11 protein-coding genes are annotated in these 9,554 nt (G+C 61.3%); 8 read left to right on the top strand and 3 right to left on the bottom strand.

Annotated features, from left to right (window positions below):
• Positions 1 to 143: 143 nt before the first annotated feature.
• Together B0W55_RS27265 and B0W55_RS27260 are read right to left on the bottom strand one after the other, a co-directional pair.
• Positions 144 to 2,339 (bottom strand): OsmC domain/YcaO domain-containing protein, encoded by a 2,196-nt coding sequence (locus B0W55_RS27265; protein WP_077049009.1) that lies wholly within the window; start codon positions 2,337 to 2,339, stop codon positions 144 to 146.
• 98 nt (positions 2,340 to 2,437) lie between these two features.
• Positions 2,438 to 3,094 carry a TetR/AcrR family transcriptional regulator gene (locus B0W55_RS27260; protein WP_077049008.1) on the bottom strand — a complete coding sequence of 219 codons (657 nt, stop codon included), beginning with the start codon at positions 3,092 to 3,094 and terminating at the stop codon, positions 2,438 to 2,440.
• 142 nt (positions 3,095 to 3,236) lie between these two features.
• Between B0W55_RS27260 and B0W55_RS27255 the strand changes: the two genes are divergently transcribed.
• The 4 genes from B0W55_RS27255 (at position 3,237) to B0W55_RS27240 (ending at position 5,738) form a co-directional block, all read left to right on the top strand.
• Positions 3,237 to 3,662, top strand: a complete 426-nt coding sequence (locus B0W55_RS27255) for a hypothetical protein (RefSeq protein WP_077049007.1) — start codon at positions 3,237 to 3,239, stop codon at positions 3,660 to 3,662.
• A 71-nt stretch (positions 3,663 to 3,733) separates the two neighbouring features.
• The gene (locus B0W55_RS27250; protein ID WP_077049006.1) at positions 3,734 to 4,912 is read left to right on the top strand and encodes a GGDEF domain-containing protein; all 1,179 of its coding nucleotides are present in this window, start codon (positions 3,734 to 3,736) and stop codon (positions 4,910 to 4,912) included.
• Positions 4,913 to 4,983: 71 nt separating this feature from the next.
• Positions 4,984 to 5,337 carry a hypothetical protein gene (locus tag B0W55_RS27245; protein ID WP_077049005.1) on the top strand — a complete coding sequence of 118 codons (354 nt, stop codon included), beginning with the start codon at positions 4,984 to 4,986 and terminating at the stop codon, positions 5,335 to 5,337.
• 101 nt (positions 5,338 to 5,438) lie between these two features.
• Positions 5,439 to 5,738 carry a hypothetical protein gene (locus tag B0W55_RS27240; protein ID WP_077049004.1) on the top strand — a complete coding sequence of 100 codons (300 nt, stop codon included), beginning with the start codon at positions 5,439 to 5,441 and terminating at the stop codon, positions 5,736 to 5,738.
• Positions 5,739 to 5,795: 57 nt separating this feature from the next.
• Here B0W55_RS27240 and B0W55_RS27235 read toward each other — a convergent pair whose 3' ends face one another.
• On the bottom strand, positions 5,796 to 6,539 hold the full coding sequence (locus B0W55_RS27235; protein WP_077049003.1) for an SDR family oxidoreductase: 744 nt from the start codon (positions 6,537 to 6,539) through the stop codon (positions 5,796 to 5,798).
• Between the two features lie 122 nt (positions 6,540 to 6,661).
• Here B0W55_RS27235 and B0W55_RS27230 point away from each other — a divergent pair, with 122 nt between their 5' ends.
• From B0W55_RS27230 to B0W55_RS27210, 4 genes are all read left to right on the top strand, one after another.
• A complete protein-coding gene (locus B0W55_RS27230) occupies positions 6,662 to 7,570 on the top strand; it encodes a LysR family transcriptional regulator (RefSeq protein ID WP_077049002.1) in 909 nt (302 codons plus the stop codon).
• Positions 7,571 to 7,655: 85 nt separating this feature from the next.
• The gene (locus B0W55_RS27225) at positions 7,656 to 8,099 is read left to right on the top strand and encodes a hypothetical protein (protein WP_077049001.1); all 444 of its coding nucleotides are present in this window, start codon (positions 7,656 to 7,658) and stop codon (positions 8,097 to 8,099) included.
• Positions 8,100 to 8,168: 69 nt separating this feature from the next.
• Positions 8,169 to 8,624 carry a glycine zipper 2TM domain-containing protein gene (locus B0W55_RS27220; protein WP_077049000.1) on the top strand — a complete coding sequence of 152 codons (456 nt, stop codon included), beginning with the start codon at positions 8,169 to 8,171 and terminating at the stop codon, positions 8,622 to 8,624.
• Positions 8,625 to 9,263: 639 nt separating this feature from the next.
• A partial coding sequence (locus tag B0W55_RS27210; RefSeq protein WP_077049010.1) for a hypothetical protein occupies positions 9,264 to 9,554 on the top strand: 291 nt, incomplete at its 3' end.

The following is a 9,554-nucleotide window of genomic DNA, read 5'->3' as shown; positions in this document are numbered from 1 at the left end:
TTTGTGTCATGCCCAGCATCCATGGCCAACCCAAAACACGGTGGGAGCGGGCTTGCTCGCGAAGGGGCCGGTACATCCAGCATCGATGTTGCCTGACACTCTGCCTTCGCGAGCAAGCCCGCTCCCACAGGGGTTGTCGCTGATCAGCCGGCCCAGTTGGCCCGGGCGCTGTGCAGTTTCTTGTAGCTGTCGATCAGGCGCAGGTGGCGATCCAGGCCTTCGAGTTTCATGCTGGTCGGGGTCAGGCCGTGGAAGCGTACGCTGCCATTGACCGAACCGATCGCGGCGTCCATGCGCTCGTTGCCGAACATCCGACGGAAGTTGAATTCGTAGTCCTCCAGCTCCAGGTCTTCGTCCAGTTCCATTTCCAGCACCGCGTTCACCGCCTGGTAGAACAACCCACGCTCGACGGTGTTGTCGTTGTACTGCAGGAACATCTCTACCGCCTCTTTCGCCTCTTCGAATTGCTGCAGGGCCAGATAGATCAGCAGTTTCAATTCCAGGATCGTCAACTGACCCCACGCGGTGTTGTCATCGAACTCGATGCCGATCAGGGTGGTGATGTCGGTGTAGTCGTCCAGCTCGCTTTCCACCAGACGCTCAACCAGCGCTTTGAGCTCAGCCTCGTCCAGACGATGCAGATTGAGGATGTCCTCGCGGAAGAACAACGCCTTGTTGGTGTTATCCCAGATCAGATCGTCGATCGGATAGATCTCCGAATAATCCGGCACCAGGATCCGGCAGGCCGTTGCGCCGATGTGCTCGTACACCGCCATGTACACTTCCTTGCCCATGCCTTCGAGGATGCCGAACAGGGTCGCGGCCTCTTCGGCATTGGAGTTTTCACCCTGCCCGGAGAAGTCCCATTCCACAAACTCGTATTCCGACTTGGCACTGAAGAAGCGCCACGACACCACACCGCTGGAATCGATGAAGTGCTCGACGAAGTTGTTCGGCTCGGTCACCGCGAGACCGGAAAAGGTCGGCTGCGGCAGGTCGTTGAGGCCTTCGAAACTGCGCCCTTGCAGCAACTCCGTCAGGCTGCGCTCCAGCGCCACTTCCAGGCTCGGATGGGCGCCGAACGAAGCGAACACACCACCGGTGCGCGGGTTCATCAAGGTAACGCACATCACCGGGAACTCCCCCCCCAGCGACGCATCCTTGACCAGCACCGGGAAGCCCTGAGCCTCCAACGCCTCGATGCCCGCCACGATCCCCGGGTATTTCGCCAGGACCTCGGCCGGCACGTCCGGCAGCGCGAATTCGCCCTCGATGATTTCGCGCTTGACCGCGCGCTCGAAGATCTCCGACAGGCACTGCACCTGGGCTTCGGCCAGGGTATTGCCGGCGCTCATGCCGTTGCTCAAGTACAGGTTTTCGATCAGGTTGGAGGGGAAGTACACCACCTCGCCGTCCGACTGACGCACGAACGGCAGCGACACGATGCCCCGCGCTTCATTGCCCGAGTTGGTGTCGAACAAGTGCGAGCCACGCAACTCGCCATCGCGGTTGTAGATCTTCAGGCAGTACTCGTCGAGGATTTCCGCCGGCAGCTCATCCTTGCGCCCGGGCTGGAACCAGCGCTCGTCCGGATAGTGCACGAACGGCGCGTTGGCGATGTCTTCGCCCCAGAACTGATCGTTGTAGAAGAAGTTGCAGTTGAGCCGTTCGATGAACTCGCCCAGGGCCGAGGCCAGCGCGCTTTCCTTGGTCGCGCCCTTGCCGTTGGTGAAGCACATCGGCGAATGCGCATCGCGGATGTGCAGCGACCAGACGTTGGGCACGATGTTGCGCCACGAAGCGATTTCGATCTTCATCCCCAGGTCGGCGAGAATGCCCGACATATTGGCGATGGTCTGCTCCAGCGGCAGGTCCTTGCCGGCGATGTAGGTACCCGCTTGCGAGGTGGAACCCGGCATTAGCAATGCCTGGGCATCGGCGTCGAGATTGTCCACCTCCTCGATCACGAACTCAGGTCCGGCCTGCACCACTTTCTTTACGGTGCAGCGGTCGATGGAACGCAGGATGCCCTGGCGATCCTTGTCAGAGATGTCTGCCGGCAACTCGACCTGGATCTTGAAGATCTGGTTGTAGCGGTTTTCCGGGTCGACGATGTTGTTCTGCGACAGGCGAATGTTTTCGGTGGGGATGTTGCGGGTCTGGCAGTACAACTTCACGAAGTAAGCCGCGCACAACGCCGACGAAGCCAGAAAGTAGTCGAATGGCCCCGGTGCCGAGCCGTCGCCCTTGTAGCGAATGGGCTGATCGGCGATCACTGTGAAGTCATCGAACTTGGCTTCAAGTCGAAGGTTGTCGAGAAAGTTGACCTTGATTTCCATGCGGGAATACCAGAATAGCGAGCTTGAGCGAATTGGCCGCCATTATCCGGTTTTTCGCCGGTAAGTCTCGTGCTTTTGAGCAATGGCCGCTGACCGGTTCACTCCCCCGCCGAGCGTTTGCGGCGGGTCTGCTGCGCCTCGGCCAGTGCCTGACGCACCAGCGCCCGAGCCGCCCAGCCGGCCGCGCTGAGGGATTCGTCGACGCTGGCGCCGCCGATATCGCGCACGGCGATCAACGCCTCGGTGCCCATGACGATCGACAGTGCCTGCTTGAGCCGCTTGCGCGCCCGGGGCGAAAGCACGTCCCTGAGCGAGTCGACGATCGGCTCGATGTAGTTCATCCGTCGGCCGGGCCGCAGGGCCTCGTGGGACTCGCTTTCGAGCCACACTGTCATGAACGAGCGTTCCATGACGTGCAGCGCGATCTCGTCCTCGATCAACAGCGTGTTCACTGCATTCGCCGCCTGCCCAATGCCCTTGACCGGGTCGTCTCCAGGTCGCCAGAAATTCTCCAGGGGCTGCAGGTCACGGTCGGCCGCGGTTTCGCTGATCAACGCCTCGGACGAGGGAAAATAACGATACGCGGTGGCCCGCGACACCATCGCCCGCTCGGCCACTTCGGCGACCGTCGGATTGTGGCCCTCGTCGCGCAGGGCGATCGCGGCATCGATCAACGCCTGACGCGTGCGACTGCGCTGATTGGCGCGGCCCTCCGCACCGTTCGGCAGGGCCGGGATTGACTTCGTTCTGGACATGGAATAAACGATACCCTGTCTTGTAATGAGACTTAAGTCTCATGATAGGCACACGGCGACACACCCACAAGCGTTCGCCGCCCCACCACCACATGGATGTTCAAACGACTGAACGCGCCGCAGGGCGCATGAGGTGAATACCATGAATCACAACACTCGTTCGCACGCCTGGTTTCGACTTGCCGCCCTCTACTTTGCCATTGGCATCGCGATGGGCGTGACCATGGGTGCTTCGGGCGACCACTCGCTGTTCGCGGTGCATGCCCACGTCAATCTGTTGGGATGGGTGTCGATGGCCCTGTTCGGACTGATCGCCACCGTGCGCCCGTCCATCACCGAAGGCCGTATCGCCACCGCCCAGTTCTGGACCTACAACATGGGCATACCGGTGATGCTCGGCGCACTGACGCTGCGCCTGAAAGGCTTCGCGCAGGCAGAACCCGTCGTCGCCGTCGCCTCGATCCTGATCGGTGTGAGTGTGCTGCTGTTTGTGTGGATGGTGTTTTCGGGGGTGGGTGAGACGAATGAAGGTTTGAGCGCCGCCGCAGAGGAATCGCGTACGTCCTGACGCAGACAAAAAATCAGCCCAAGCCTTACAATCGCGCCCAATTCATTGCAAATCTGACAGGCAACAAGGCTATGGCGCTCGACCCTCCGACGATGTTGACAATTTCGATCGCCTTGGCGGCGGCGGCTGCGTTGTACCTGGCGGTCGAATGGCGCAGCATCCGCGAGCCTTCGCTTTTGTGCTGGAGCGCGGGGTTTGCCACGATCGCCGTGGGTTCGACCCTGGCCTTGTTGCGCATGAGCGGTCTGTTGCTGGTCGGGATCTGGTTCGCCAACGGCCTGTTGGTCTTGGCCCACTGGCTGTTCCTGCTGGGGGTTTCGCGCTTTACCCAGGCGTGTCTGTCCCGGGCCTGGTACCTGATTTTCGCCGCCTGGCTTGCGCTGTTGTTGCTGCCGGATGAGCCGTCCTGGTCAAAGATCATGTTGCTGGCCAATTCGCTGCTGGTTGCGTTGCTGTCCCTGAGGGCCAGTTCCCTGCTGCGCCCCCACGGCCGGTCCTTGAGCGTCGGCGCGGTGCAGTTGCGCTATGTGCTGATGGCCCACGGCATTTTCTATCTGATCAAGGCGTTGACGGCGGTGGTGCCGGGTACGCTGGTCGATCTGGCGGCTCTGCGCGGCGAAATCATTCAGATTTCACTGGTGGAGGGGGCGATGGCGATCATGCTGATCGCCCTGTCGATGACCGGCACCGAACGCTACCAGCGTGAAAAGAGGATCGTACGCCTGGCCGAGCGCGACCCATTGACTGCCCTGTTCAACCGCCGCGCCCTCGAAGTGCGGGCGCCGCGCCTGTTGAGCAACGTCTCCAGCGCTCGGCCGGGCGCCCTGCTGTTGATCGATATCGACAATTTCAAACTGGTCAACGACCTGTTTGGCCATACCGCAGGCGACCGACTGCTGGTGGCGCTGAGCGAGATGATCGGTTCGCAATTGCCTGAAGGTGCGCTGGCGGCGCGGCTGGGGGGCGACGAGTTCGTCATTCTGTTCAATGACGCATCAAGCGAGCGCATCGTGGCCCTCGGCGGCAGCTTGCGCGAGCGCTTTCATCACGCGGCCTCCCAGGCATTCGCCACACCGCAGGCGGTGACCCTGAGCATCGGCGCCCACCTGTTCGATCACCCGCCGGCCAGCCTTACAGCACTGATCGAACAAGGCGACATGGCGCTTTATCAATCCAAGCGTGGCGGACGTGACAGTATTCGCCTGGTCGATGGCACCCTGGCGAGTGTCAAGCCGGTACGCACGGAGTAACAATTAGCCCCCTAAAGTTCCGTTCGGGGCTGACGACGACCTCCTTACAACAACAAAAAGGAGTGTCAGCCATGAAGATCAAGCATCTGCCTATCGTCATCAGCATTCTCTCAACGTTGAGCGGCGCGAGCCGGACCGCCGTCGCCGCCGAAAACACCCTGCGCCTGGAGGGTGCCATCGTCGAACGGGTGTGTCATTCCAGCGTGAAGACGCCGGGAATGTTCGAACTCAATACCTGCCCCGCCCTCGCCCGCGCCACTGTCTTCGGCGTCAACAGCCTCGATCGGCCCCGCCCGGGCATCCGTCTAACATTGCTCGCCGACAGTGGCCAGGATCGTTATTACGACCGACGCTACGCCTTGGTGGACAACACAGGCGCCACGGTAAGCGCCGGCAACTACCTGGTGACGATGACCCTGCCCTGAACCCATGCGCCGAACGGTCCCGGGGCCAGTCATGCCAGGGTCTAAGCTAAGCGGATAGATCGCCCATCACGGCGCTGGTTTCTGGCCAAAGGGGATACGGGATGCCTGGTATCAAAGCGCTGTCCGGCGGGTCATGGGTTCTGCCTTCGCTGCTCGCCATCGACCTGTTGTTGACGGCCGGTTGTGCGGGCAAAGCGGCCACGGCCCGCCAGTCGTACGCGAGCCTGGGCGATCCCTGCTATGCCAAGGCGCTGCCCAGCTCGGGAGAAGGCGGCCTGGCGTGGGGCTCGACCTTGAGCATGGCGCGCAAGAAATCCCTGGATAACTGCATGCGCTACGCCGGACGCTCTGGCGGTACACCTGATACCTGCCAGGTGGTGCTGGCGCAATGTAAGCAATGAATCACGAAAAAAAACGCCCTGGCCTTTTGGCCAGGGCGCTTTCGTTCGGGTCAGCGATCAGAAGTCTTGCGCGGTCGGACGCAGGACGATTTCGTTGATGTCCACATCAGCCGGTTGCTCGATCGCGAAGGCGATGGCCCGTGCCACGGACGCGGCGGGAATCGCCTGTTTGTAGAACTCGCCCACCACCTCGGCGCTCGGCTGGTGGCCGCTGCCGAATTTCAGCTCCGAATCCACCGCGCCCGGCTCGATGGTCGTGGTGCGGATCTTGCCGCCGACTTCGTGACGCAGGCCGTCGGAAATGGCGCGCACCGCGAACTTGGTGCCGCTGTACACCGAACCGCCCGGGCTGAACACCTTGATGCCGGCCACCGACGAGATGTTGATGAAGTGCCCGCTGGCCTGTTTCTCGAACAGTGGCAAGGCAGCGGCGATGCCGTACAACACGCCCTTGATGTTGATGTCGATCATGCGATCCCACTCATCGACCCGCAGCTCCGAGATCGGCGAGATCGCCATCAGCCCTGCGTTGTTGATCATCACGTCGATGCGGCCGAACACCTGTACCGCCCTGTCCACCAGCGCGGTCAAGTCCGATTGACGGGTCACATCGATCGGATGGGCAATCGCCTTGCCGCCCGCTTCGGTGATCTCCCGGGCAATGGCATCCAGCCGATCCTGGCGTCGGGCGCCCAGCACCACATGGGCACCGAGGGCTGCCAGATGACGCGCCGTTGCTTCGCCCAGACCGCTGCTCGCACCGGTAATGACGACCACTTTGCCTTGGATGTTGTGACTCATGGTTCAGCGCTCCTGTTCAAGCGTGGTTGATTGGATGGGTTCAGTCTGCGCTGGTTTTTTCGACCAGAAAATGGAAGAGTTCGGATTTGAGAATTCCATTTTATGGAACGGAGACGACGGCAATGCTCAACCGCATGGAGCTGATCCGGATCTTTTCGGTGGCCGCCGAATCGCCGACCTTTCGCGACGCCGCCACGCGCCTGGGCACCTCGCCGCAAACAGTGACCCGGGCGATCAAGGAGCTCGAACGCACCTTCGGCGAACTGCTGTTCCATCGCAGCACCCGCCAGGTCCACCTCACCACGTTCGGCGCCGAGCTTGCCGTACAGGCCCGGGACACCCTCGACCGGGTGGACCAGTTGTTCGTCGCCAACAGCAAGCTGCAGGACAAGGGCATCGTCGGCATCACTGCGCCCCACGCCATCGGCAAGCTGTACCTCACGCAATACCTCAAGCCGCTGATGCAGGAAAACCCAGGGCTGAGCATCGACCTGAGCCTGGATGACCAGCTCACCGATGCGGTGGCCAGCAAAATCGACATCGGCGTGCGCATCGGTGCCGTTCGGGACCGACGCTACATCGCCAGAACGGTTGCCGGTGTCGAGCTGAAAATCGTCGCGGCGCCTGCCCTGCTCGATGCGGTCCCGTCCCCGGACAGCCTCGAAGCATTGAAGCGTCTACCGCTGTCGATTCTGATGGATCGCAAGAACGGCCGCCCCTGGCCGTGGATGCTTGCCCAGGGCCAGTCATTCCTGCCGACCTCCCCGGCCTTCACCTGCGACGACCCGGAAACCGAGCGCGAATTCGTTCTGGCCGGTCTCGCCCTGGGCCAGATGCCCGGTTACCTGGCCGAGCCGTACCTGTCCGACGGGCGACTGGTGGAGGTCATGCACGACGCCGCCCCGGCGCCATTCGAACTGATCATGTACCGCCCACAGACCGGGCCGGTGCCGCCCAGGGTCCGGCTGGTGTACGACCATCTGGTCACCTGCTTCTGCGACCCGACGATTTTTCCCCAGAGCAGCCGGTGATTTTCCATCATCGCCGTCAAGTCATCGATAAATGAGCTATACCCGCTAGTCTCCCATTGCAATTCCATGACACCGGAGGTTGGCAATGAAGTACCTACCCGCACTTGCAGCGTTAACCCTCGGCGCAAGCCTGTTCGGCTGCGCCACCTCATCGGACCATGGGGTGAACGTTCCCCTGACGGCCACCCGGCACAACGCCGGGCAGATCGGCAACGTCACCCTCACCGACCTGGACAAGAAAACCGGGCTCAATTTTTTCATCAGCGGTGCGCCAACCGGGGTCATCCTGCCCCTGCGGCTCTACACCTTCATCTACAAGGGCAGTTGCCAGCAGCCGGGGCCGGTTGCCTATGCCATGAATGATCAGGTCAACACCGAGCGCCAGCCGGTCAAAGGCTGGACCTTCTCGCGAATAGCGCCGGTGCCCACCTCCGAACTGCTTTCGGGCGGTTATTCGGTGGTGGTGCGCAGTGCGCCGGACAGCGGCAACCTCGATCTTTTCTGCGGGGACATCAAGCCGGCGAAGTAGCCTGGGTTGATGCGGATGTTCGACCTTCGTGAACGACTGGAACTGTCACTTGAGAACTGGAGTTCGACCATGAAAACCATTGCGTACTGGCTGACGATAGCCCTGTTGACCCTGACCCTGTGCGCTTGCACGGCCTACGATGCTGGCAGCGGCGGCCGGGGCGAAATGGAGATTCGTTCAGGCAAGATCGAGCAGATCAACCAGACCCAGATGCAGACCAACCACGACAGCGGCGTAGGCGCGATATTGGGCGGTATCGGTGGTGTTGCCCTCGGCAGCCTGATCGGTCGCGGCACCGGCCGCGATGTGGCCATGGTCGCCGGTGCCCTGGCCGGCGCGGCAGGCGGCAACTATGCGGAAAAGAAAGCCTATGACCAACCGGTGAATGCCGAGCAGGTCATCGTGCGCACCCACAGCGGCGTGCTGGTGTCAGTGACCCAACCGATCAATGCCGGGCTGAGCAAGGGCATGGCCGTGTATGTCGAGGGAGCGGGCAGCGAAGCGCGGGTGGTGCCGCAGAACTGAGTTTTTGGCTGGGGTGGGTGCTGGCTGTCAGTACGCCTTCGCGGGCAAGCCCGCTCCCACACTGGACCTGCAGCGAACAAACATTGCGCATACACCCTCAGCCAATTGTGGGAGCGGGCTTGCTCGCGAAGAAGCCCTGCCAGGCGCCCACAGAATCCGGATCAGCCTCTACCTCACACCGGCGAAATCGTCGCCAGCACGCCGATCAAAATAGTCACCACCAGAAAGCCACCCAGAAAAATCGCCATCTTGCCCATAAGGCCTCCTACACGTTGAGTTTTGCGGTGCACCGCAATCCTGACTGCGGACTTGCCGTTATTGTGCGGCGCAAACTGAGCTCATTACAGAGGCAGAAAGCGCTGAAAAATACGGATCAGATGCTTCGAACCGCTTTCGCCTGTGGGAGCTCGCGATGGATTTGAGGGCGCTGCGGGGTGTCAGGTTTCCCGCGTTATCGTTGACGTCCATCGCGAGCATGCTCGCTCCTACAGGGCTGGGGCATCATCACGGTTGCGATAGGTATGCCGATGGTCCTATCAATCCCGTCAATGTTCACAATCAATTCAATGAAGTTCTCTTAAAAATCGTGCGGCGTAACATCTGCTCCATACCAACCCATTACACCCGGAGCACACGATCATGAAACGCCAGACCCTTCTCAGCATCGCTTTCTCGGTTTTCGCAGTGAACGCTTTCGCCGCTACTTCTGCTCAACCTGTCGTCGCTGAAGGCGGCTCGGATCGACTGATTGAAAGTCGAGTGGCTGAGGGTGGTTCGGATCGTCTGCAACAGAATCGTGTGGCTGAGGGTGGCGCTGATCGCCTGCTGGAAAAACGTGCTGTAGCGGCTGATGGTTCGGATCGTTTGAAAGGCAACGAGGTTGCCGCTGATGGTTCCGATCGCCTGAAAGGCAACGAAGTCGCCGCTGAT

The organism is Pseudomonas sp. KK4, assembly GCF_001984065.1.
Classification (GTDB): domain Bacteria; phylum Pseudomonadota; class Gammaproteobacteria; order Pseudomonadales; family Pseudomonadaceae; genus Aquipseudomonas.
The sequence above is the reverse complement of the archived record's forward strand: the minus strand, read 5'-3'. Positions and strand labels throughout refer to the sequence as shown.

What these genes read in the sequence shown, in the direction of transcription:
- B0W55_RS27265 (WP_077049009.1), bottom strand. Translation starts at nt 2,339, where the DNA reads ATGGAAATCAAGGTCAACTTTCTCGACAACCTTCGACTTGAAGCCAAG.
- B0W55_RS27260 (WP_077049008.1), bottom strand. Translation starts at nt 3,094, where the DNA reads ATGTCCAGAACGAAGTCAATCCCGGCCCTGCCGAACGGTGCGGAGGGC.
- B0W55_RS27255 (WP_077049007.1), top strand. Translation starts at nt 3,237, where the DNA reads ATGAATCACAACACTCGTTCGCACGCCTGGTTTCGACTTGCCGCCCTC.
- B0W55_RS27250 (WP_077049006.1), top strand. Translation starts at nt 3,734, where the DNA reads ATGGCGCTCGACCCTCCGACGATGTTGACAATTTCGATCGCCTTGGCG.
- B0W55_RS27245 (WP_077049005.1), top strand. Translation starts at nt 4,984, where the DNA reads ATGAAGATCAAGCATCTGCCTATCGTCATCAGCATTCTCTCAACGTTG.
- B0W55_RS27240 (WP_077049004.1), top strand. Translation starts at nt 5,439, where the DNA reads ATGCCTGGTATCAAAGCGCTGTCCGGCGGGTCATGGGTTCTGCCTTCG.
- B0W55_RS27235 (WP_077049003.1), bottom strand. Translation starts at nt 6,539, where the DNA reads ATGAGTCACAACATCCAAGGCAAAGTGGTCGTCATTACCGGTGCGAGC.
- B0W55_RS27230 (WP_077049002.1), top strand. Translation starts at nt 6,662, where the DNA reads ATGCTCAACCGCATGGAGCTGATCCGGATCTTTTCGGTGGCCGCCGAA.
- B0W55_RS27225 (WP_077049001.1), top strand. Translation starts at nt 7,656, where the DNA reads ATGAAGTACCTACCCGCACTTGCAGCGTTAACCCTCGGCGCAAGCCTG.
- B0W55_RS27220 (WP_077049000.1), top strand. Translation starts at nt 8,169, where the DNA reads ATGAAAACCATTGCGTACTGGCTGACGATAGCCCTGTTGACCCTGACC.